The organism is Tsukamurella sp. II2bb, from assembly GCF_057815145.1.
Map to the genome: position 1 here is coordinate 280,596 of NZ_JBYPZI010000006.1, position 22,064 is coordinate 302,659.

A 22,064-nucleotide genomic window follows, 5' to 3' on the forward strand; every position below is an offset into this window, starting at 1 on the left:
ACGAGATCCGGCCGGGCGCGTCGTCGTGGGTCGAGCCCCGGAAACGGCCGGCGTTCTCGACCGCCCGCACCCGTCGGACCGGGCGGGCCGGCGCTCCGGGACCGGTCGTCAGGCCCGCGCGGGGACCAGCTCGGCGACCCGCCGGACGAAACCGGCGATCACCGTCGACGACGGGTCCTCCTCGGGGTGCCACTGGACCCCGACGGCGTAGCCGTCCGCGCACTCCACGGCCTCCACGACCCGGCCGCCGGACGCACGCGCCGTCACCGTCAGGCCCGCGCCCAGCCGGCCGACGGCCTGGTGGTGGTGCGAGCTCACCGCCACGGCGCCGGGGCCGGTCAGCTCGGCGGTGCGGGTGCCCGCCTCGACGTGCACCGGGTGCCGCTCGAAGACGCCGTCGGTGCGCAGATGGGTGGGGTCGTCGCCCAGGAGATCCGGCAGGTGCTGGATCAGATCGCCGCCGAGCGCGACGTTGAGCACCTGCATCCCCCGGCAGACGCCCAGCAGCGGGAGGCCGCGCCGCACGGCCTCGGCGGCGAGCGCGATCTCGGCACGGTCGCGCACCGGGTCGGTGTGGCCGAGCTCCGGGTGCGGGAGCGCGCCGTAGCAGGCGGGATCGATGTCCGAGCCGCCGGCGAGCAGCAGCCCGTCGAGCAGGTCCAGGAACTCCCCCGGGCGCTCCGCGGTGCGCGCGGTGGGGGCCAGGAGGACGGCCATCCCGCCCGCCTCGGTCACGGCCCGCAGGTAGGACTGCGGCAGCATCACGACGTCCCGGTCCCACACCTCGCCGTACCGGCAGCGGGCAGGAATCCCGCAGATCCCGATCACCGGATCCCTTGATTCGGACATTCGGTGCGATACCTCCGGCGGCATAGGAACGGGCGGGACGAAACCCCACCCCAGCCTGAATGGTAGCGAGCGGGAACGCCGTTCTCGCTTTACACTCTGCAACGAGCTGATTAAAACTCTTAACACTTTGTTCCCCGCATCGAAACCGTCCGCGCGCAACGCTATAGCCGTATCTTGTGACTCGCGTCACGATGCGATCGCGAGCCTTCCGGCTCGCCATCAGCACTCATATGGAGGTATCAAGTGGGCCAATCACCCGAGCTGAAGAAGGCTCTGAGTCAACGGCAATTGAGCATGATCGCGATCGGCGGCGTCATCGGCGCGGGCCTGTTCGTGGGATCCAAGACCGTGATCGGCGCGACCGGCCCCGGCACCTTCATCACGTACGCGTTGGCGGGATTCCTCGTCATCATGGTGATGCGGATGCTCGCCGAGCTCGCGGTCGCCAACCCGACCACCGGTTCGTTCGCCGACTACTCCCGGTTCGCGCTGGGCGACTGGGCGGGCTTCTCGGTGGGCTGGCTTTACTGGTACTTCTGGGTCGTGGTGTGCGGCTTCGAGGCCATCGCCGGCGCCAAGATCGTCCAGTACTGGGTCCCCTCGGCCCCGCTATGGCTCGTCTCGCTGCTGCTGATGGCCGCGATGACCGCCACCAACCTCTTCTCGGTGTCCTCGTTCGGTGAGTTCGAGTTCTGGTTCGCCGGTATCAAGGTCGCCACGATCATCGCGTTCATCGCGCTCGGCGCCGCCTACGTCTTCGGCATCTGGCCCGGCAAGTCGATGGACTTCTCCAACCTCACCGCGCACGGCGGCTTCTTCCCGATGGGCGCGATGGCCGTGACGATCGGCGTGGTCACGGTGATCTTCTCCATGGTCGGTGCCGAGATCGCGACCATCGCCGCCGCCGAGTCGGAGGATCCCGAGAAGGCCGTCGCCAAGGCCGCGAACTCAGTCATCGTCCGTATCGCGATCTTCTTCGTCGGCTCCGCCTTCCTGCTGGTCACCATCATGCCGTGGAACGAGATCGGCGACGCCTCCCCGTTCGTCGCCGCGATGAGCAAGATGGGCATCCCGTACGCCGACCACATCATGAACGCCGTGGTGCTCACCGCCGTGCTGAGCTGCCTCAACTCCGGCATGTACACCGCCTCCCGGATGATGTTCGTCCTCGCCGCCCGCCGCGAGGCGCCGGCCAAGCTGGTCGAGGTCAGCAAGCGCGGCGTGCCCACCGCCGCGATCCTGTCGTCCTCCGCCATCGGCTTCGTCTGCGTGATCGCCGCCGCGTTCTGGGAGAAGACGATCTTCGCCTTCCTGCTCAACTCCTCCGGCGCGATCATCCTGTTCGTCTACCTGCTGATCTGCGTCTCGCAGACGGTGCTCCGGTTCCGCAACGGCAGCGAGAACCTCAAGGTCAAGATGTGGCTGTTCCCGGTGCTGTCCATCTTCACCATCGTCGCGATCCTGGCGATCCTCGTGCAGATGGGGGTCGAGGAGGACACCCGCTCGCAGCTCTTCCTCAGCCTCGGCGCCTGGGCGGTCGTGGTGGTGCTGTTCGTCGCCAACCGGTTCTTCATCAAGTCCCGGCCGGTGATCGCCGACGCGCCCGTCGACGCCGCGCCCAGCCGCGTCGTGGTGCTCGCGAACCAGACCGTCGGTTCCGCCGAACTGCTCGGTGAGCTGCGCCGGATCGGCGCCGATTCCGGCACCGTCTTCCACGTGGTGGTCCCCGCGAGCCCGATCGAGATGGGCACCGCGGACCGCCACGGACCGCTGGACGTGTGGGAGGAGACCACCCGGGTCGCCGAGCAGCGTCTGGAGGCGACCCTGCGCGTGCTCCGCGACGAGGGCTTCAACGCCGAGGGCGAGCTGGGCGACTACCGGCCGCTGCGCGCTCTGGCGACCGCCGTCGATCAGTACGCGCCGGACCGGCTGGTGATCTCGACCCTCCCCGACGAGGACTCCGTCTGGCAGCGGTTCGACGTGGTCGACCGCGCTCGGGCCGAGCACCACCTGCCGGTCACCCACGTCGTCGGCTCGAAGATGGACCAGGGGTCACCCGCATGACGATCATGGCCGGGTTCTCCTCGAGTCGGCACAGCTCGGCGCCGATCGAGCTGGCGGCGCAGATCGCCCGCACCACGGGCGAGCCGATCCTCGCCGCCTCCGTGATCGAGCGGCGGCTGCCGGCGACGGCCGACCCGGTCGAGGACGAGTACGTCGACCACATCGCGGTGCGCGCCGAGCGGGCCCTGCACAATGCGATCGACGCACTGCCCCCCGGGGTCGGTGTCACCGTCGAGGTGCAGCAGGCGCGATCGGTTCCGGTCGGCCTGATGGAGCTGGCCGCGGAGCGCGACGTGAGCGTCGTGACGGTGGGTTCCTCGTCGTCCGGCGTGCTCGGCCGGGTCGCGCTGGGCGGCGTCACCGACCGGCTGGTGCACACCGCCCAGCTGCCGGTGGCGATCGCGCCCCGCGCCTACCGGGCCGGTGGCACGCCGGTGATCCGGCTGACCGTGGCCTACGGCGGCAAGGCCGAGGAGAACGGGCTGCTGGTCGGCGCCGTCGAGCTGGCCTCGCGCTGGGGCGTCGGCCTCCGCGTAGTCTCGTTCGCCGTGCGCGACGTGGCCGCGTACTCGGCGATGGTGAACACCGAAGCCGAGGAGCTGGTACTCCGCAGCTGGTGGGAGCGCACGCGCGCGAGCATCGACGCGCAGCTGGTCACGGCCGGCACGGCCATCACCGCCGACGCGGTGGAGGTGGCGGTCGGGTCCGGGACGGACTGGCGGGCCGCGGTCGAGAACGTCGACTGGAGGCCCGGCGACCTGCTGCTCCTGGGGTCGGGCGCGGCCGGCCAGATGCAGCACGTCTTCCTCGGCTCGGCCGCCGCTCGGATCATCCGCGCGTCCCCGGTGCCGGTGATGATCATGCCGCGGCGCGCCGCGGACTGAATCCGGTAGGGGCGGGGCGCCGGCCGGTCAGACGGCCGGCGCTCCCCCGCGCCAACAGTTCCGCCCCACCCCCTTCTCCGCGGCGCGCAGGCGCTTGTCCTCCATCTTCCGGCGTGCCGACTCGGCGATCGCCGTCCGCAGGCCCACCCGCTCGACCTCCAGGTGCGCGGCGTGCGCCGCCTCCTGGGCGTGGACGAGCCGCTCGTGGGCGGTCTCCTGGGCGGACGCCAGGCTCTCCTGCGCGTGCACCAAGCGCTCGTGGGCGGCCTCCTGGGCCAGCGCGAGCCGTTCCCGGACGGCGGCGAAGCGCAGCTCCGACGCGGTCTCCGGGGCATCGTCGCTGGTGGCGCGGAGCCACCGGTCCGGCATCGACAGCTTGGCGATGGTGCGGGTGGTGAGCCCGTACTGCTTCGGCAGTGAGCCCGTGGTGTAGGGCAGGTCGTACCGGTCGCAGATCTCGCGGACCCGCCGGCTCACGGCGCGCAGCCGGTTGGACGGCACGTCCGGGAACAGGTGGTGCTCGATCTGGTAGCTCAGGTTGCCGGACATGAAGTCCATCACCGGGCCGCCGGTGATGTTGGCGCTGCCCAGCATCTGCCGCAGGTACCACTCGCCCTGCGTCTCGTCCTCGACGGTCTCGACGGTGAACTTCTCGGCACCGTCGGGGAAGTGCCCGCAGAAGATCACCACATAGGTCCAGAGGTTGCGGATCACGTTCGCCGTGAGGTTGGCGGTGAGGGTGCGGGAGAACGACCCGCCCACGGCCTTGCTGAGCGCCGGGTAGGCGACGAAGTCCTTGCCGAGCTGCAGCGCCGCCTTGGTCCCCATCTCCTTGAGCTGCTTGCGGGTCTGCGGCCACGGCTTGTTGCCCGCGATGGCCTCCGCCAGCTCGATGTCGTGCAGCGCGATGCCCCACTCGAAGGTGAGCCCGAGGAACAGGCTGTTGAGGATCTGCGCGGACCGCTTCGGATGCCACTCCTCGTCCCGGGTGACCCGGAGCACGCCGTAGCCGACGTCGAGGTCCAGGCCGACGACGTTGGTGTACTTGTGGTGCAGGTAGTTGTGGGAGTGCTGCCAGTGCGCCGACGGGCAGGCCATGTCCCACTCCCAGGTGGTGGAGTGGATCTCCGGATCGTTCATCCAGTCCCACTGGCCGTGGATGATGTTGTGCCCGAGCTCCATGTTCTCGATGATCTTCGCGATGCCCACGGCGAGCGTGCCGCCCGTCCAGAGCCAGCGATTGCGGGAGCCGAGCAGCATCGCGCGACCCGCCATCTCGAGCGCACGCTGCGCTCGGATCACGCGGCGGATGTACCGGGCGTCCCGCTCCCCGAGGGAGGAGATCACGTCCGCGCGGATCTCGTCGAGCTCAGCCGCGAGCCGCTCGACATCGGCTGCGTCCAGGTGCGCGTACGCAGCGACATCGGAGATTGCCATAGGTTCTAGTGTACCGCCGCGGCAGGCCCCGCCGAAGCCCGTGAGACGTGCTCCATACCGGGCTCGGGGGCCGCCGCGATCGTCACTTGGAGGCGGCCAGCTCCTGCACGTGGGTGCGCAGGCCGATCCGGTTGCCCTCGTCGTCGATGGCGCCCTTGACGACGGTGCTCACACCGTTCTCGTCGTAGAAACGCTTGTTCGAGTGGGTCTCGGGGGCGTCGTCGGCCGTGGCCTTGAGGAACCGGTCCGGCAGCGAGAGCTTGATGATGGTGCGCCAGGACTCGGCGTACTGCCGCCACATCGGCCCGCTGTTGTAGGGCAGGTCGTACTTCTCGCAGATCTCGACCAGCCGCGAGTTGATGTAGTTGTAGCGGTTCGAGGGCAGGTCCGGGTACAGGTGGTGCTCGATCTGGCGGCCCAGGTGACCGGTGATGAAGTGCAGCGCGTTGCTGCCCTCGAAGTTCGCGGTGCCCAGCATCTGGCGCAGGTACCACTCGGCGAGGGTCTCGTTCTCGATGTCCTCGATGGTGAACTTCTCCGCATCGTCCGGGAAGTGCCCGCAGAAGATGGTCATGTGGTCCCACACGTCGCGCACGGTGTTGGCCACGTAGTTGGCCGAGGCCGCCTTCTTGTAGCCGCGGGCGCCGGTGAAGGGCACGGCCAGCGCGGGGAAGAAGACGTAGTCCTTCGCCGTCTGCTTGGTGATCTTGGTCAGGACCACCTTGAGCCGGCTGCGGAACTCCTCCCAGTCGTAGTTCGCGTACTGCTCACCACCGTTGAGAGCCGCCTTCATGGCGTTCATCAGCTCGAGGTGCTGCACGGCCTTGCCGTACTGGAAGCCCGTCATCAGGATGAAGTTGTAGACGGGGTTGAAGAGCATGTACGGCTCCCACGGCTGATCGCGCGTGACGCGCAGGATGCCGTAGCCGATGTCGTCATCCATATCGGTGACGTTGGTGTACTTGTGGTGCATGTAGTTGTGGGTGTGCCGCCAGAACTTGCCGTCCGAGGCGCTGTCCCACTCCCAACTGGTCGAGTGGATCTCCGGATCGTTCATCCAGTCCCACTGGCCGTGCATGATGTTGTGGCCGAGCTCGTTGTTCTCGATCACCTTGGCGTACGACAGGCAGGCGGCGGACGCGGCCCAGGCCGCCTTGCCCTTCCAGCCCTTCATGCCGGCGCCGAGGCCGAAGACGCGGCCCGCGGCCTCCGCGATACGCTGGCTCTTGATGACGCGGCGGATGTACTTGGCGTCCTCCTCGCCGCGGCTCTCCTCGATCTCCCGGCGCAGCGCGTCCAGCTCAGCACCGAGCGCCTCGATATCGGCGTCGGTCAGGTGCGCGTACTCCGCGATGTCAGTGATAGCCACGAGGCGATCCCCAATCGGTACGACCGCATGCAGCGGCCTCAAGAACAGAACGATTCCACTGTAGCAGCGAGATGGAACAAAGTCATCGATCTTGTTCCAGGAGTGACGCACCCCGCAGACGCCGATGCCCGACGGTGCGCGGCACCGTCGGGCATCGGGAGGGCGAGGGTCAGGCGCGGCGGCGGCGCCGGGCGTGGACGGCGGCGCGGGCCGCCTTGAGGCCGAACCGGCGGCCGGTGGCCGCGTCGACGCGCGGTTCGGCGAACTCGGTGCCGGCGAACATGGCCTCCGAGGCCGTCTCCGGGGCGTCGTCGGCGGTGTCGCGCAGGTACTTGTCCGGCAGCGACAGCTTGGCGATGGTGCGCCAGGCCTTGAAGTACTGCACGTGCAGGGGGCCGATCGTGTACGGCAGGTCGTACTTCTCGCACAGCGCGCGCACCCGGACGCCGATCTCCGCGAGGCGGTTCGACGGCAGGTCGGGGAACAGGTGGTGCTCGATCTGGTAGCTCAGGTTGCCGGAGAGGAAGTCGATGACCGGGCCGCCCGACAGGTTGGCGCTGCCGAGCATCTGCCGCAGGTACCACTCGGCCTGCGTCTCGTTGTCGACGTCCTGCTCGGTGAACTTCTCGGCACCGTCGGGGAAGTGCCCGCAGAAGATGACCGCGTTGGTCCAGACGTTGCGGATGACGTTGGCGGTCACCGTGGCGGTGAGCGCCTTGCGCCAGCCGCGCTTGCCTCCGAAGGGCACGCCGACCAGCGGCGCCGCGACGTAGTCCTTGAGCACCTGGCGGCCGATCTTGCGGCCCACATCGGCGGCGTCCGCCTTGAACTTCTCCTGGTCGTACCAGGGCTTGTTCCACTTCTGCACCGCGCGGCCCAGCTCGAGGTGCTGGATGGCCACGCCGTACTCGAAGAGCAGCATGAGCAGCGTGTTGTAGACCAGGTTGCCCGCGTTGAACGGGGTCCACGGCTGGTCGCGGGTGACGCGCAGGGTCTTGTAGCCCACGTCGTCGTCCATGTCGAGGACGTTGGTGTACTTGTGGTGCACGTAGTTGTGGGTGTGCTTCCACAGCCGCGAGGTGCCGGCGTTGTCCCACTCCCAGGTGGTCGAGTGGACCTCGGGATCGTTCATCCAATCCCACTGCCCGTGCATGATGTTGTGCCCGAGCTCCATGTTCTCGATGATCTTGGCGACCCCGAGGGAGACCGCGGAGCCCCACCAGAAGCCGCGCTTGTGGGCGCCGAGCAGCATCAGCCGGCCCGCGACCTCCAGGCCGCGCTGCGCCGCGATCGTGCGCTGCAGGTAGCGCACGTCCGACGAGCCGCGGGCCGCCTCGATGTCGCGGCGGATCGCGTCGAGTTCCGCCCCGAGGGTCTCGACGTCGGCCTGCGTGAGGTGCGCGTACTCGGGGATATCGGTGATCGCCATGCGGGGCCGTCCTTACCTGGTCGGTCTCAAGATCCATCTAACCTACGCAACCGTAAGTTACGGCGGCGTAGGTGTCAACGGATGTGACCGGCACTGCGCCTCACCCGAGCCTCCCCTAGCGGGGCGACCACCTCCCCATGTCCGTGGACATGGGGAATGCACGACAGGCGAGGGCGATGTACACCCCGCTAGGGAAGCGCGACGGCCGGGATCGGGATACGGCTCCGGCTAGACGTCCAGTACGCAGTCTCCCACTGCACGGAGATGCAGTGAGGGACGACTCCGGCCTAGACGTCCAGCGCGCAGTCTCCCACCGCCACGGAGATACAGGTCTGGATCCGCTCCCCCTCGGTGTGCAGGTCACCGCTGCGCAGGTCGCGGACCTGGCCGTCGGCGAGCTGCACGACGCAGGTCTGGCAGATGCCCATGCGGCAGCCGAAGGGCATCTGCACGCCGATCGCCTCGCCCGCCTCGAGGAGGGTGGTGGCACCGTCGACATCGGTCTTCTTGCCGGCCCTGACGAAGGTGACCTCGCCGCCGCTCGCCGAGACGTCCGCGCGCTCGACGGTGAAGCGCTCCTGGTGCAGGCGCGACTCGAGGCCGCGGTCCTTCCACGCCCGCTCCATGTCGCTGAGGAAGACGCCCGGGCCGCAGATCCAGGTCTGCCGCTCCTGCCAGTCGGGCACGACCTCGGCGAGGTTCGCGGGCGTGAGCCGGCCCGCCTCGCGGGTGTAGCGCAACTGCACGGAGACGTTCTCGTGGTTCGCGTCGAAGGCCTCGAGCTCGTCCCGGAACAGCGTGGACTCGGCGTTCGGCGCGGAGTGCACCGCGACGATGTCGGTGGCCGCGGGGATGCCCCGCCGCTCCAGCGTGCGGAGCATCGCCATGACGGGCGTGATGCCGCTGCCGGCGGTGAGGAACAGGACCTTGGGCGGCAGGGGGTTCGGGAGCGTGAAGTCGCCCGACGGTGCCTGCAGGCGCACGATCGTGCCCTCCTGCACGCCGGTCACGAGGTGGTTGGAGAGGAAGCCCTCGTTCATCGCCTTGACGGTGATCGACACCTCGCGCGGGGCGCGGCCGTGACCCATGTCGGGCACGGAGGTCAGCGAGTAGGAGCGCCACGTCCACTTGCCGTCGACGAGCACCCCGATGCCGACGTACTGGCCGGCCTCGTACTTGGTGTTGAAGCCCCAGCCGGTCTCGATGGTCAGCGTGACCGACTCGTCGGTCTCCTGCTGGACCCCCACGATCTTGCCGCGCAGCTCGCGCGCCGACCACAGGGGGTTGATCAGGTGCAGATAGTCGTCCGGCAGCAGGGGCGTGGTGAGCCGCGCCACTGCGCCGCGCACCAGGTTGGCGCGGGGATTCTCGGCGGAAACGTCCTTGGCCGGGGCCTCGAGCCAGTCACGGAGGGCGCGAAAACGGTTGCTCATGGGTGTGAGCCTACGGTGCCGTAACCTGTTGGGACAATTTCCGCGAGGTTGTCCTATCCGGTGTGACGGACTAGGGCTTCGCCGGGGCGGTCGCGACGAAGTCCCAGTAGCCCCGCGCACCGTCGGACACCCGCAGCCGGTCCCCCGTGATCCGGACCGTGCGCTCGCCCTGGAAGGCGTCCCGGAACTGCGCGCCGGCGCCGGGCGCGAAGCAGGCCCGCAGGGTGGAGACGAGGCCGTGGAAGTGCACGCGGTCGCCGCTGATCCGGGTGTCGACCCCGAAGACGTTGCAGCCGTCGTTTCCGCCGGCGCGGTCGCCGTTAATCCTGACGAACGCCGGCGATCCGGTGTACTTCACGGGCGCGGTCCGGGCGACGCCGCTCGCCTCGAACCTCCACTGCGTGCCCACCAGGGGCACCGGGGCCGCCGACGCCGCGGGCGCGGACGCGACGGCGCCCGCGGCCACCAGGAGGGCCGCCGCGAGCCGGGCACCGCGCATCATCATGGCCCCACCGTAGCGCGCGCCGTCAGCGGGGGGCCACCCCCGGCTCGAGCAGGTCCAGCGGGTCGAAATCCATCGCGAACGGCACGTCCGTCCGGAACCGCTGCCCACCGGCCGCGCGCTGCCGCAGGACGTAGGCACCGTCGGCCAGTTCGCTGAGTTCAACGGTGACCCGCGCCCCGTCGATCTCGACCCGCAGGAAGTACGGCACACCCGCCGCCGCGCAGAGCGCCGGCTTGTCGATCAGGTCCCGGCGGCGATTGCCGGGGGAGACGAATTCGACGGGCATCAGCACCGTGCCGGCCGGCACCCAGGTGATGCCGGTCGCAGGCTCACGGAGCACGACGAGATCCGGCACGATCCACGTCCGGTCGTCGAAGCGCACGTTGAGCGGGTTGTACACGGCGTGCCCCGCCGCGCGGGCCGGCAGCCGCATCACGGCCGCCAGCTCGATCTGCCCCCAGCTGTTCGACGACCCCTCCACCGGGCTCATGATCAGTCTCCCCCCGAGACATTCGTACCTCGCCGGAGGCACGCCGCCGATCGGCAGGTAGTGCTCCGCCAGCTCCGTCGTCCACCCCCCGGCGAACTCGACGAGCGGGTCGAAACGTCCGTCGTCGTGCATCGGCACCGCCATGGCGATCACCTCCCGCACTCAGGCTAGAGGAGTTCGAGGAGGAAGGGCAGCTCCTGCGTGGCGTACCAGGCCAGGTCGTGGTCCTCAGCGTCGCCGACGGCGAGCTCGGCGTCCTCGTCGCCGAGGTCCGCAGCGTCGACCACCTGCGCGGCGCGGGCGACGGCCTCCTCGGCGTCGGAGACGTCGACGTGCACGGCGACCACGTTCTTCAGGCGGATCGGCTCGGTCACCTTGAGCACTGCGTCATCGAGGTCCGGGCGCTCCTTCGCCGCCGGGACGTCCGCGGTGATCACCACCCGCCGGACCGGGTCCGGCTCGGCGCCATCGGGTTCCGGGTCACCGTCGACGGCGAGCAGCCGGAGGGAGGCACGCGCGGCGTGCCGCATCGCGGCCTCCGCGAGCTCCTCGTCGTCGCCCGAGGTGTAGGCCTCGCGCAGCGCGGGGGTGACCCCGAAGACGGTGCCGCCCAACGGGAACAGCTCACCGTCGCGCTGCAGGACCTGCAGCCCCGCCAGGGTGCTGGGCACGTACACGCGGACCGTCATCTACTCCCCCTTCACGGACGCGGCGAGCTCGTCCAGCGCTTCGTACAGGAACTCCGTCATCGAGATCACGTCCCACATGCCGTCCCGGTCGGCGTTGAGGCCGATGTAGACCGTGCCGTTGTAGGACGTGATGCCGATCGAGACGACCTGGTTCGCGACGAGCGGCGGCACCGGATAGACCTGCTCGACCTCGATACCGGACAGGTACACCGGCGACTGCGGTCCCGGGGCGTTCGTGACCAGGGTGTTGAAGGACCGCGGCGAGACGCTCATGGCGGTCCGCGCGCCCAGGGCGTGCAGGGTGGGCGGCGTGAAGCCGCCGCTGGCGGCCAGCGCCCGCGCCGCGACCTGCCGGCCCCGGTCCACCTGGGCCGCGGCGCCGTGCGCGATCTGCCGCATCCGCACCACCGCGTTGCCCTCGGCCACCGGCAGCGGGACGATGTACGCGCGCACCTGCTCCCCCACGCCGAGGCCCACGTCGTCGACGGCGATCGGCTCGAGCACCCGCACCTCGGTGCCGGCGCTGATCGGCTCGCCGCGCGAGATCAGCCAGGTGCGCAGGCCGCCCGCGATCACCGACAGCAGCAGGTCGTTGACGGTGCAGCCGAAAGCTGCTCGCAGCCGCCGGAACTCGTCCAGGTCCAAGTGCGCCACGGCGAACCGCCGGTTGCGCGAGATCGGCACGTTGAGCGAGCGGACCGGCGTCACGGCGGTGCGCGCCCGGACGAGGCTGGAGGCGCGTTCGATCACGTTGGCCGCGTCCTCCCGCAGGCCCGTGATCGACTCCGCCACCTCGCCGACGACGCCCTGCAGCATCGCGGCGGTGCGCTTGGGCCGGGACAGCATGTCGATGACGGCGCCCATCACGAGCTCACCGTCGCTGGGCTCGTGCTGGCCCATCCACAGGTCCTCGGGCGGTTGCGGCGTGTGCGGGGTGTCGGTGAGCAGCAACTGCATCAGGTCCACGTTGGCGCGGCCGTCCACCAGGGCGAGGTGGGTCTTGGAGAAGACCGCCACCCGGTCCTCGGCCAGGCCCTCGATCAGGTAGACCTCCCACAGCGGGCGCTCCCGGTCGAGCGGGCGGGAGTTGAAGCGCGCGATCAGGTCGTGCAGCTGATCGTCGCTGCCCGGCCGGGGCACCGCGGAGACCCGCAAGTGATAGGTGATGTCGAAATCGCGGTCCTCGATCCAGACCGGCCGGGCGATGCCCAGCGGGACCGTCCGGACCTTCTGCCGGTAGCGCGGAACCTCGGCGAGGCGCTCCTCGATGGTGTCGAGCAGCCGCTCGTAGTCCAGGCCCTCCTCGGGGCGCCGCAGGATCACCAACGTTCCGACGTGCGTGGGCGTCGTGGAATTCTCCAACGCGTAGAACTCCGCGTCGGACTGGCCGAGCCTGCCCTTCACCTGCACCTCCCCGCGCACCGGTCGTCGGCGCCAGCATACGGGATCGCCCCGTCCGCGCCGGTGCGAGTGCTTCAGGGATCCGAACGCCCTCCTGATGCGTCTAATCAGTATGGGGGCGATTGAACTGACGGCCGGCGGGACGCGGTCCCGCGCGGCCCGCACACCGGATCCGGGCTTCGTCGTGCTGCGCGCGCCGGACGCCGAACCGCAGGCGCGACCGCTGCAGCGGGTCCGGGCCGCACGGCCCGCGCCGCCGCTGCCGGAGCCGTCCCGCGCCGCGCCGCCCGAGCACCCCGCGCTGCCCGGGCCGGTGGCCGCCGTGCATCCCGACGCGCACCGGTTCGTCCTGTCCACCCTGCGGCCGGTCTTCGAGGTGCTCGACCGCCGGCGGCCCGCGAAACATCTCACGGCGATCGCGACCGGCACCGTCGTGGACGTGCTGCGCACCCTGGCGGAGACGGGGCCCGCCACCACGGTCTCGGGCTGGGGGAACGTGCACGTCGGCATGCCGCGCGAGCTGGTACGACGATCCCGTTCCCGGACCCCTGCAGCGGAGGTCGGCGCGGAGATCTTCCTGACCTACACCCGCGGGGAACGGGTGCTCGCCGCCGCCGGCCGGGTCGAGGCCGCAGCCGGACGGTGGCGGTGGGTGGCCTTCACGACGGCCGCATGACCCGACGTTTGCGCAAATCGCGGACACCCGGCGCTGTGGAGCGGTACACAGGGGACATGTCGCTGAGTTCGCTGCGTGCCGCGTTCCGGTACCGGGTTGCCCGCCACCTCCTGATCGGCCCCGCCCTGTGGGTGTGGGGCCGCCCCGAATACACCGGGCTGGAGCATATTCCGCGCACCGGCGCGGTGATCCTCGCGGCGAACCACCTCGCGATCTCGGACTCCTTCTACGTGGTGCAGAGCGCGCGGCGGCCGGTGAGCTTCCTCGCCAAGGCGGACTACTTCACCGAGCCGGGTCTCAAGGGACGGTTCAAGAAGATCTTCTTCTCCGGCATGGGCCAGATCCCCGTGGACCGGCGCGGCGGCTCGGTCTCCGCGCCCGCGCTCGAGGCGGCCACGCGGATCGTCGAGGGCGGCGGCGCGTGGGGCATCCACCCCGAGGGGACCCGCTCCCCCGACGGGCGCCTCTACAAGGGCAAGACCGGAGCCGTGCGGGTCGCACTCGCCACCGGCACACCGGTCATCCCGATCGCGCTGGGGCGCACCGACAATCGCACCAGGAAGAACTTCTGGAAGAGCCGCGTCACCGTCGACGTGCTCCCGCCGCTCGATCTGAGCGACGCGAGCGTCGACGATCAGGAGTCGATCCGTCGTGCCACCGACCGCCTGATGGATGTCATCGGTGCGCGCACCGGGCAGGCGCGCGTGTCCGAGTACGCGAAGAAGGGCATCGAGTAACCGTCCGGCCGAACCGCGACGGGACTCCGGTCGTGAAACCGCAGGATCCTGGGGTTTCACGACCGAAGTCCTGGCGGTCTTCTACCGGCGGTGCTTGCCCCGCCCGGCGGCGGCCTTCTGCGCGGCCCGGTCGGCCTCGCGCTTGGCGGCGCGGCGCTCGGAGCGGGTGCCCTGCGGCTCGTCGGCGCTCTGCGAGATCTCCGTCAGGTCGCCGGACTCGGAGGGGCCCGAGAGGGTGATCTTGTCCGGGTCGGGCTCGGCGACGGGGCTGCTCACCTGCGCCGGAGCGGCCGGGCCGTCGACCGGGGCGCCCTCGGGCTGCTGCACCTGCACCTTGAAGAGGGTCGCGACGGACTCCTCCTTGAGGCCCTCGAGCATGCCGTTGAACATGTCGTAGCCCTCGCGCTGGTACTCGACCACCGGATCGCGCTGGGCGATCTGGCGCAGGCCGATGCCCTCCTTGAGATAGTCCATCTCGTAGAGGTGCTCGCGCCACTTCTGGTCCAGGACCGACAGCAGCACGGACCGCTCGACCTGGCGCATGGTGCCCTCGCCGGCGGCCTGCTCGATGGTCTCCTGGTGCCTGTCGTAGGCGGCGTGGATGTCTTTGAGCAGGATCTCCTTGAGTTCGGCGCTGGTGATCTCGTCGCGGTCGCCGTTCTCGTCCTCGCCGACGACCTCCTTCCAGTCCAGCTGGATGGGGTAGAGCGTGCGCAGCGCCTCCCACAGCTCCTCGAGATCCCAGTCCTCCACGTAGCCGGTGGCGGTGGCCGCGTCGACGTACGCGGAGACCACGTCGTCGGTCATGTGGTTGATCTGGTCGAACAGGTCCTCACCGCGGAGGATCTTGCGGCGCTCGTCGTAGATGACCTTGCGCTGCTCGTTCTGCACGTCGTCGTACTTGAGCACGTTCTTGCGGATCTCGAAGTTCTGCTGCTCGACCTGCGTCTGCGCGCTGCGGATGGCGCGGGAGACGAACTTGTTGTCGATCGGCACGTCGTCGGGCAGGTTGACGCGGTTCATCCACGCCTCGATCTGCGCGCCGTTGAAGCGCCGCATCAGCTCGTCGCCGAGGCTGAGGTAGAAGCGGGACTCGCCCGGGTCGCCCTGGCGGCCGGAGCGGCCGCGCAGCTGGTTGTCGATGCGGCGCGACTCGTGCCGCTCGGTGCCGAGCACGTACAGGCCGCCCACCTCGCGCACCGCTTCGGCGTCGGCCTTCGAATCCTTCTTGACCTGCTCGATGGTCTCGTCCCACGCCGCCTCGTACTCCTCGGGCGTGGAGACCGGGTCGAGGCCGCGCTCGCGCAGCTTCAGGTCGGCGATGATGTCCGGGTTGCCGCCGAGCACGACGTCGGTGCCGCGGCCGGCCATGTTGGTGGCCACCGTGACCGCGCCGGGCGTACCCGCCTTGGCGATGATCGCCGCCTCCTGCTCGTGGAACTTGGCGTTGAGCACGGTGTGCGGGATCTTCTTGCGCTCGAGCTGGCGCGAGAGGTACTCGGACCGCTCGACCGAGGTGGTACCGATCAGGACCGGCTGCCCCTTCTCGTGCCGCTCGGCGATGTCCTCGACGATGGCGGCGAACTTCGCCTCCTCCGTCTTGTAGATCAGGTCCGTCTGGTCCTTGCGGATCATCGGCTTGTTCGTGGGGATCGGGATGACGCCGAGCTTGTAGATCTGGTGCAGCTCGGCGGCCTCGGTCTCGGCCGTACCCGTCATGCCGGAGAGCTTGTCGTAGAGGCGGAAGTAGTTCTGCAGGGTGATCGTGGCCAGAGTCTGGTTCTCGGCCTGGATCTCGACCCCCTCCTTCGCCTCGAGGGCCTGGTGCATGCCCTCGTTGAAGCGGCGGCCGGCGAGCACGCGGCCCGTGAACTCGTCGACGATGAGCACCTCGCCCGACCGGACGATGTAGTCCTTGTCGCGCTCGTAGAGCTCCTTGGCCTTGATCGCGTTGTTGAGGTAGCTGACCAGCAGCGAGTTCTGCGCGTCGTAGAGGTTCTCGATGCCCAGCTGGTCCTCGACCAGCTCCACGCCGGCCTCGTTCACGCCGATGGTCTTCTTGCGGATGTCCACCTCGTAGTGGACGTCCTTCTTCATCTGCGGCACGATGCGCGCGAACTCGGTGTACCACTTGCTGGAGCCGTCGGCCGGGCCCGAGATGATGAGCGGCGTACGGGCCTCGTCGATGAGGATCGAGTCGACCTCGTCGACGATCGCGTAGTTGTGGCCGCGCTGGACGAGTTCCTCGGTGCTGTGCGCCATGTTGTCGCGCAGGTAGTCGAAGCCGAACTCGTTGTTCGTGCCGTAGGTGATGTCCGCGGCGTAGGCCTGTCGGCGGCGGTCCGGGTCCTGCCCGGCGAGGATGCAGTCCACGTCGAGCCCGAGGAAGCGGTGCACGCGGCCCATCCAGTCCGCGTCGCGCTTGGCGAGGTAGTCGTTCGTGGTGACCAGGTGCACGCCCTTGCCGGTGAGCGCGTTGGCGTATGCGGCCATCACCGAGGTCAGGGTCTTGCCCTCACCCGTCTTCATCTCGGCGATGTCACCGCCGTGCAGGGCGCCCGCGCCCATGATCTGCACGTGGTAGGGCTTCTGCCCCAGCACCCGCCACGCCGCCTCCCGGGCGGTGGCGAAGGCCTCGGGCAGGATCTCGTCGAGGGACTCACCCTTCTCCAGGCGCTGCTTGAAGAGCTCGGTCTTGCCCTGGAGCTTCTCGTCGGAGAGCGCCTCGTACTCGTCGCTCAGGCTCTCCACGTAGGAGGCCAGACCGTCGAGCCGCTTGACCATCCGGCCTTCGCCGAACCGCAGCACCTTGGAGAGAACCACTGAGCAACCTCAATCCGTCATCACATGTCAAGTCAGCGCACACGCATGAATCCCGGCCGCGTGGTCCGCGACCGGGATCCATGGTAGGCGAAACGTCAGGTCAAGCGGAGCAGGCCGTAGTCGAAGGCCTTCCGGCGATACACCACGGACGGCTTCTCGGTCTCCTTGTCGAAGAACAGGAAGAAGTCGTGGCCGACCAGTTCCATCTGGGAGAGCGCGTCGTCGACGGTCATCGGCGTGCCCGGGTGGTCCTTGATCCGGACGATCTGCCCGGGCAGGTGATCCTCGACCAGGTGCGCGTAGGGATCGCCGTCGTCCGCCTCCGGTGCAGCGGGCGCGTCGGGCAGGGCCGACGGTGCCGTGGCCTCCGCGACCGACACCGGCCTGCGGTTGCCGTAGTGCACCTTCTTGCGGTCCGAGGCCTTGCGCAGGCGGCTCTGGAGCCGGTCCAGGGCCGTCTCGAAGGCGGCGTAGAAGTTGTCCGCGGCAGCCTCGGCGCGGGCGACACCGCCCTTACCGCGCACGGTGAGCTCGAGCCGCTGGCACTGCTTGGACTGCCGCGGATTCGGCTCGTGGAAGAGACTGACTTCGAACAGGGTGATGGTGGACCGGAACTTCTCGAGTCGCGCCAACTTGTCGCCCAGGTAGACGCGGAAGTGTTCCGGCACTTCCACGTTGCGGCCGTCGATGGCCACGGGGGCGTTCGGGGTGAGGAACTCCTTGTCGCGCTCGTCGGCGATGTGGCCGGGTTCGCGGAAGGGATCGACTTCGACGTTGGGCGTCGCGTGAGCGCGGTTCGTATCGCGAGGGGACAGAAGGGTCATGTGAAACCTTTCGTGTGGGCCCGATCATGGTGCGCCAGTACGGATCACCAGTCCGTACTCGGTCAGATGCGCAGGGCGGCAGGCTCAGATTCGTACGCCGGGCGGACTGCCGGGCGCCAGGGAAGTGCGACATCACCTCCTGTTTCTCGAACCGGAAAGGTACCCCCGAAGATAGCCCGCGTTCTCCAGTCCCGCCAGGATTTGGTCGCTGTGAATTCACCGGCGCGTCACCGACCACCGGGGACGCGGGCGATCGCGGTGGCCGCTCAGGCGGCGGCGAGGGTGATCGCGGCGGCGACGGGGACGCCCCGTCGGGCCAGGGCGGCGACGGACTCGGCGAGGGTGGCCCCGGTGGTCACCACGTCGTCCACCAGGACGACGGTGCCGGTGCCCGGCGACTCGCGCACCCGGACGGTGCCGCGCACGTTCGCCGCCCGCGCGGCCGCCCCCAGCCCCACGGACTCGGCGGCGCCCACCGAGCGCAGGACGGGCGACACCGTCATCGGGCAGACCGGCGCCGCGGTCCGGGCCGCGGCGCGGCAGACGGCGGTCACCACGTCGCCGCCGCGCCTGCGCGCCGCCCACGCCGTCGTGGGTGCGGGAACCAGGACGAGGGCGTCCCCCGGGCCGCCGACCTCGCCCCAGGCCCGCAGGCGCACCAGGGCGTGGGCCAGGCCCCGTCCGAGCGGGACGGCCAGATCACCCCGGCCGCGCTCCTTGAGCTGCAGCACCGCGCGGCGCCGCGGACCGTCGTACCGGCCCAGCGTCCAGACGGGCGTCCCGGCGTCCAGGGTGGTGCGGATGCGGGCGGGGACGTCGTGCAGGGCGCGCTCGCACCGCGCGCACCACCGCACCCGGGGGAAGCCGCAACCGCCGCAGGTGCGGGGCACGGCGAGTTCGACGAGGTCGTCGACGCCCCCGAGAATCTGCCCGACGAACCGCATCGCTCTCCCCCGTCCGGGGGGAGGATCAGCCCGGCAGCACCGGGTTCGCCCGGCCCCCCGCCAGGCGATCCACCTGGCTCCAGTATTGCTCGTCGCTGTCGGGACCGATGCGGATCTCCCACACCCCCGAGGAGTCCGTCGCGTACACCGCGTTCATCGTCCCGGCGATGTTGGAAACGGGCGGCGAGAGGTTCCGGCTCGGCAGCGCCGCGACATCGCCGGCGTCGTACTTCACCAGCAGCACCGGCGAATCGGAGGTGTTGCGGCCGATGAAGATCTGGTCCCCGGACTGCCAGTCGACCGACGACGCGACCGGCTCCCGGTCGTTCACCGCGGAGGCCAGGTGGGTGATCCGGCTCTGCCCGTTCGGCGCGGTCTCGACCACGCCGACCAGCACGACCCCGCCCACGACCAGCGCCACCCGGACACCGTCGCGGGAGAGCCGCAGGTCCGTGATCTGCCCCGGAGCGGCGGCGGCCACCTCGCCGGAGTCCACGTCCGAGGTGGTGACCTCGCCGGTCGTCTGGTCCTGCCGGACCCGGACCACGCGGTTCCCCTCGAGCACCGTCCACACCGTGGTGTCGTCCGGCGTCCACGACGGCCTCGTCATCGACGTCGCCGTGAGCACCTGCATCGGGACGCCGCCGTACGGGCCGATCGACAGTGCGGTGCCGGGACCGCCCCGGGCACCGGTGTCGAGCACCGCGGCCACCTGCCGGCCCGACCCCGACAATCCCACCGAGCGGATCGACGTGCTCGCCCCGAGCGGGCCGGCGACGGGCGTGACCTGGTTGCCCACGACCTTGACGAACCTGCCGTCGAGCACGCCGTGCAGGCCCACCGAGAGATCGGCCGAGGCATTGGGGCTCAGCGACGCGACGTCGTTGCGGTTCCATCCGGACTGGTGCTTGTCGTCGAGCGGGGCACCGTCGACGGTGATCACGTACGGTCCCTGCACCTCCGCGCCCGCGAGGCTCCAGACGACCTGGCCCGCGATCAGGCGGGAGGCATCGGGTTCGACCCGCGGCAGCCCGGTGAAGTCGACCCGCACTCCGGCGAAGCCCACCCCCGGGTCCCGCTGGTCGCCCTGCGCGTCGGTGACCGCGCCGCGGATCGCGGCATTGGTGCCGAAGGGATTGAGGACCGCGTTGCGCAGGGAGGCGCGGGGCCCGCGGACCAGCAGCATCAGCAGGTCGGCCGCGAGCCGGGAGCGAGGGGCCGCCAGCCACCGCGCGTCCGGCACCAGGGTGCGGCCCGTCGGATCGGGGAAGTAGAGCAGGTAGCGGCGGTAGACGACGCGGAACTGCTCTGTGTCGATCACCAGCATCGGCGCGTTCCCGACGTCGCTGATCCCCTGGATGCGCCACTGCCCGTCGACCTTGACCAGCTGGAGGTTCTGCGTGATCGACTGCAGCGCCGGCGAGAAGGTCCCGTCCGCCTCGAGGAAGCCCGTGGTCTGGGCGCGCACCGTCGCCTTGATGAAGTCCGCGCTGCGCTCGGTCGGCAGCACGTCGATGTCCTTGACCACGACGGCGCGCTGGGGCACCTGCCAGTTCGCGTTCTGCACGAGGAACCTGCGCGAGGCGGCGTAGTTGCCGTCCGCGACGGCGTTCGCCTTGAGCCAGTCGCGCACGATCAGCTCGGGCTGCGCGTCCCGGGGCGGCGACAGGTCGCGGTCGGGCGGCGCGGCGTCGCCGCCCAGGTCGCCGATGGCCCGCGGGGGCGCCGACTCCGGGATGGTCGCGCAGCCGGCGAACGCGACCAGCGCCGCCAGCAGGATCGCCAGCGCCCGCACCGCGGGCGCGCGCAGCGGCCTAGGCATCGCCCTGCACCCCCTCGGACCCGCGCCGCGTCATCGACTTCAGGGGCAGGGGGCTGACGGTGACCTTGCCGCCGCGGACCCGCGGCAGGGTCAGCCTGAAGCAGGAGCCGTTGCCCGGCTCGCCCCAGGCCTCCAGGCGGCCGCTGTGCAGGCGCGCGTCCTCGATGCTGATCGCCAGGCCAAGGCCCGTCCCGCCGGAGCGGCGCACGCGCGACGGGTCGGAGCGCCAGAACCGGTTGAAGACCAGCTTCTCCTCGCCGGGGCGCAGGCCCACCCCGTAGTCGCGGACGGTGATCGCGACCGCCTCGTCGTCGGCGCGCATGGTGAGGATCACGGGCTTGCCCTCGCTGTGGTCGATGGCGTTCGCGAGCAGGTTGCGCAGGACGCGCTCGACGCGCCGCGTGTCGGCCTCGACGATCACCGGATCGTCGGGCATGTCGAGGATGAGTTCGGTGTCGGACTGCTCTGCCAGGTGCCGGACGGTGGCGAGCGCGGAGGCGATCGGCACCTCGATGTCGATCTTCTCGGCGTGCAGCTCGGCGACGCCGGCGTCGTGCCGGGAGATCTCGAGCAGCTCGGCGAGCAGCGTCTCGAACCGGTCGAGCTCGTTGACCATGAGCTCGGTGGTGCGGCGCAGGCCCGGGTCCAGCTCGTCGGCGGAGTCCGCGATCATGTCCGCGGCCATCCGCACGGTGGTCAGCGGGGTCCGCAGCTCGTGCGAGACGTCCGAGGTGAACTGCCGCTGCAGATCGCCGAACTCCTCCAGCTGGCCGATCTGCTTGGACAACGATTCGGCCATGTCGTTGAAGCTCATCGCGAGCCGCGCGATGTCGTCCTCACCGCGGACGGGCATCCGCTCCTTGAGCCTGCCCTCCGCGAAGCGCACCGCGATCCGCGCGGCCGACCGCACCGGGAGCACCACCTGTCGCGCGACCAGGAGACTGACCGCCGCGAGCAGCAGGACGAGGACCGCGCCGCCGGTGTACAGCGTGCCCTGCATCAGGTTGAGGGTGTTCTCCTCCTGCGTCAGCGGGAAGACGAGGTACAGCTCCAGCCCGGGGATCGTCGACTGGACGGGCGTGCCGATCACCAGCACCTTGCCGTAGCGGCCGGTGCTGTCGGTGACCGTCGCGTGCTGGACCGCCGCCTGCCCGCTGCGCACGAAGGTCTGCAGGGCCTGCGGGACCTCGCTCTCGCTGCCGGAGACGATGGACTGCCTGCCGGGGCCCTGCGGCACGATCAGCACCGGGTCGTAGTTGCCGGACCGGGCGGCGGTCGGCCCCACGTCGAGGCCCTGGCTGACCAGGCTGGACCGGACCCGGCGCAGCACCGAGTCCACGCCCTCGGTGCGCGGCTCGGTGCGGGCGAGCGCGATCTCCAGGCTCTGCTTGACCCGGGCCGTCTCCTCCTTGCCCGCCTGGAGCTTCGCGTCGACGAGCTGGTTGGTGATCTGCGAGGTGAGGACAAAGCCGAGCAGCAGCAGCACCGTCAGGCTGAGCACCAGGGTCTGGGTGACCACCCGCAGCTGCAGCGAGCGGCGCCACACCCGCCCGGCGTACGCCAGGCCCGTGCCGGCGAAGCGCACGCCGTCGCGCAGCAGGTCGGCCGGGTCCCGCTCGCGCAACCACTGCCACGCCGTCCGCGCCCGCCCGATCGCCTCGGACCGGCGGGACCGGGTCATGCCGAAC

At 70.2% G+C, this 22,064-nt stretch carries 18 protein-coding genes; 4 read left to right on the top strand and 14 right to left on the bottom strand.

Annotated features, from left to right (window positions below):
• Window positions 1-108 precede the first annotated feature (108 nt).
• Window positions 109-849 carry a gamma-glutamyl-gamma-aminobutyrate hydrolase family protein gene (locus tag AC21LY_RS15660; protein WP_489047440.1) on the bottom strand — a complete coding sequence of 247 codons (741 nt, stop codon included), beginning with the start codon at window positions 847-849 and terminating at the stop codon, window positions 109-111.
• 243 nt (window positions 850-1,092) lie between these two features.
• On the opposite strand from AC21LY_RS15660, the gene AC21LY_RS15665 reads away from it, so the two are divergent.
• A complete protein-coding gene (locus tag AC21LY_RS15665) occupies window positions 1,093-2,913 on the top strand; it encodes an amino acid permease (protein ID WP_489047441.1) in 1,821 nt (606 codons plus the stop codon).
• Window positions 2,910-3,797, top strand: coding sequence for a universal stress protein (locus tag AC21LY_RS15670; RefSeq protein WP_489047442.1), 888 nt, complete (start codon window positions 2,910-2,912; stop codon window positions 3,795-3,797). Before AC21LY_RS15665 ends, AC21LY_RS15670 begins: the two co-directional genes overlap by 4 nt.
• Before the next feature lie 27 nt (window positions 3,798-3,824).
• On the opposite strand, the gene AC21LY_RS15675 is transcribed toward AC21LY_RS15670, so the two are convergent.
• From AC21LY_RS15675 to AC21LY_RS15710, 8 genes are all read right to left on the bottom strand, one after another.
• Entirely contained in the window at window positions 3,825-5,234 is a 1,410-nt protein-coding gene (locus AC21LY_RS15675; protein ID WP_489047443.1) for a fatty acid desaturase family protein, read from the bottom strand.
• Between the two features lie 82 nt (window positions 5,235-5,316).
• On the bottom strand, window positions 5,317-6,603 hold the full coding sequence (locus AC21LY_RS15680) for a fatty acid desaturase family protein (RefSeq protein ID WP_489047444.1): 1,287 nt from the start codon (window positions 6,601-6,603) through the stop codon (window positions 5,317-5,319).
• A gap of 169 nt (window positions 6,604-6,772) precedes the next feature.
• On the bottom strand, window positions 6,773-8,032 hold the full coding sequence (locus AC21LY_RS15685) for a fatty acid desaturase family protein (RefSeq protein WP_489047445.1): 1,260 nt from the start codon (window positions 8,030-8,032) through the stop codon (window positions 6,773-6,775).
• A gap of 287 nt (window positions 8,033-8,319) precedes the next feature.
• Complete coding sequence (locus tag AC21LY_RS15690) at window positions 8,320-9,465, bottom strand: ferredoxin reductase (protein ID WP_489047446.1); 1,146 nt, start codon at window positions 9,463-9,465, stop codon at window positions 8,320-8,322.
• Window positions 9,466-9,535: 70 nt separating this feature from the next.
• A complete protein-coding gene (locus tag AC21LY_RS15695; protein WP_489047448.1) occupies window positions 9,536-9,970 on the bottom strand; it encodes an META domain-containing protein in 435 nt (144 codons plus the stop codon).
• 22 nt (window positions 9,971-9,992) lie between these two features.
• Entirely contained in the window at window positions 9,993-10,604 is a 612-nt protein-coding gene (locus tag AC21LY_RS15700; protein WP_489047449.1) for a Uma2 family endonuclease, read from the bottom strand.
• 23 nt (window positions 10,605-10,627) lie between these two features.
• Window positions 10,628-11,149 (bottom strand): DUF6912 family protein, encoded by a 522-nt coding sequence (locus tag AC21LY_RS15705; RefSeq protein WP_489047450.1) that lies wholly within the window; start codon window positions 11,147-11,149, stop codon window positions 10,628-10,630.
• Complete coding sequence (locus tag AC21LY_RS15710; protein WP_489047451.1) at window positions 11,150-12,553, bottom strand: WS/DGAT/MGAT family O-acyltransferase; 1,404 nt, start codon at window positions 12,551-12,553, stop codon at window positions 11,150-11,152. It abuts the gene before it with no gap.
• Window positions 12,554-12,662: 109 nt separating this feature from the next.
• Between AC21LY_RS15710 and AC21LY_RS15715 the strand changes: the two genes are divergently transcribed.
• Window positions 12,663-13,226, top strand: a complete 564-nt coding sequence (locus AC21LY_RS15715) for an Rv3235 family protein (protein WP_489047452.1) — start codon at window positions 12,663-12,665, stop codon at window positions 13,224-13,226.
• Window positions 13,227-13,282: 56 nt separating this feature from the next.
• A complete protein-coding gene (locus AC21LY_RS15720) occupies window positions 13,283-13,963 on the top strand; it encodes a lysophospholipid acyltransferase family protein (RefSeq protein WP_489047453.1) in 681 nt (226 codons plus the stop codon).
• Between the two features lie 81 nt (window positions 13,964-14,044).
• Here AC21LY_RS15720 and secA read toward each other — a convergent pair whose 3' ends face one another.
• The 5 genes from secA to mtrB form a co-directional block, all read right to left on the bottom strand.
• Complete coding sequence (gene secA / locus AC21LY_RS15725; protein ID WP_489047540.1) at window positions 14,045-16,747, bottom strand: preprotein translocase subunit SecA; 2,703 nt, start codon at window positions 16,745-16,747, stop codon at window positions 14,045-14,047.
• Window positions 16,748-16,881: 134 nt separating this feature from the next.
• Window positions 16,882-17,610 carry a ribosome hibernation-promoting factor, HPF/YfiA family gene (hpf, locus tag AC21LY_RS15730; RefSeq protein ID WP_489047455.1) on the bottom strand — a complete coding sequence of 243 codons (729 nt, stop codon included), beginning with the start codon at window positions 17,608-17,610 and terminating at the stop codon, window positions 16,882-16,884.
• A 266-nt stretch (window positions 17,611-17,876) separates the two neighbouring features.
• Entirely contained in the window at window positions 17,877-18,554 is a 678-nt protein-coding gene (locus AC21LY_RS15735) for a ComF family protein (RefSeq protein WP_489047456.1), read from the bottom strand.
• Between the two features lie 25 nt (window positions 18,555-18,579).
• Window positions 18,580-20,376: an MtrAB system accessory lipoprotein LpqB gene (gene lpqB / locus AC21LY_RS15740; RefSeq protein WP_489047458.1), complete on the bottom strand. Its 1,797-nt coding sequence runs from the start codon at window positions 20,374-20,376 to the stop codon at window positions 18,580-18,582.
• On the bottom strand, window positions 20,369-22,057 hold the full coding sequence (mtrB, locus tag AC21LY_RS15745; protein WP_489047459.1) for an MtrAB system histidine kinase MtrB: 1,689 nt from the start codon (window positions 22,055-22,057) through the stop codon (window positions 20,369-20,371). The genes lpqB and mtrB overlap by 8 nt, the downstream gene beginning before the upstream one ends.
• Window positions 22,058-22,064 lie beyond the last annotated feature (7 nt).

Bases quoted from the DNA above. Each gene is read 5' to 3' on its own strand.
- AC21LY_RS15660 (WP_489047440.1), bottom strand. From the start codon at position 849: ATGTCCGAATCAAGGGATCCGGTGATCGGGATCTGCGGGATTCCTGCC.
- AC21LY_RS15670 (WP_489047442.1), top strand. From the start codon at position 2,910: ATGACGATCATGGCCGGGTTCTCCTCGAGTCGGCACAGCTCGGCGCCG.
- AC21LY_RS15675 (WP_489047443.1), bottom strand. From the start codon at position 5,234: ATGGCAATCTCCGATGTCGCTGCGTACGCGCACCTGGACGCAGCCGAT.
- AC21LY_RS15685 (WP_489047445.1), bottom strand. From the start codon at position 8,032: ATGGCGATCACCGATATCCCCGAGTACGCGCACCTCACGCAGGCCGAC.
- AC21LY_RS15690 (WP_489047446.1), bottom strand. From the start codon at position 9,465: ATGAGCAACCGTTTTCGCGCCCTCCGTGACTGGCTCGAGGCCCCGGCC.
- AC21LY_RS15695 (WP_489047448.1), bottom strand. From the start codon at position 9,970: ATGATGATGCGCGGTGCCCGGCTCGCGGCGGCCCTCCTGGTGGCCGCG.
- AC21LY_RS15700 (WP_489047449.1), bottom strand. From the start codon at position 10,604: ATGGCGGTGCCGATGCACGACGACGGACGTTTCGACCCGCTCGTCGAG.
- AC21LY_RS15705 (WP_489047450.1), bottom strand. From the start codon at position 11,149: ATGACGGTCCGCGTGTACGTGCCCAGCACCCTGGCGGGGCTGCAGGTC.
- AC21LY_RS15715 (WP_489047452.1), top strand. From the start codon at position 12,663: ATGGGGGCGATTGAACTGACGGCCGGCGGGACGCGGTCCCGCGCGGCC.
- AC21LY_RS15720 (WP_489047453.1), top strand. From the start codon at position 13,283: ATGTCGCTGAGTTCGCTGCGTGCCGCGTTCCGGTACCGGGTTGCCCGC.
- secA (WP_489047540.1), bottom strand. From the start codon at position 16,747: ATGGTCAAGCGGCTCGACGGTCTGGCCTCCTACGTGGAGAGCCTGAGC.
- hpf (WP_489047455.1), bottom strand. From the start codon at position 17,610: ATGACCCTTCTGTCCCCTCGCGATACGAACCGCGCTCACGCGACGCCC.
- AC21LY_RS15735 (WP_489047456.1), bottom strand. From the start codon at position 18,554: ATGCGGTTCGTCGGGCAGATTCTCGGGGGCGTCGACGACCTCGTCGAA.
- lpqB (WP_489047458.1), bottom strand. From the start codon at position 20,376: ATGCCTAGGCCGCTGCGCGCGCCCGCGGTGCGGGCGCTGGCGATCCTG.
- mtrB (WP_489047459.1), bottom strand. From the start codon at position 22,057: ATGACCCGGTCCCGCCGGTCCGAGGCGATCGGGCGGGCGCGGACGGCG.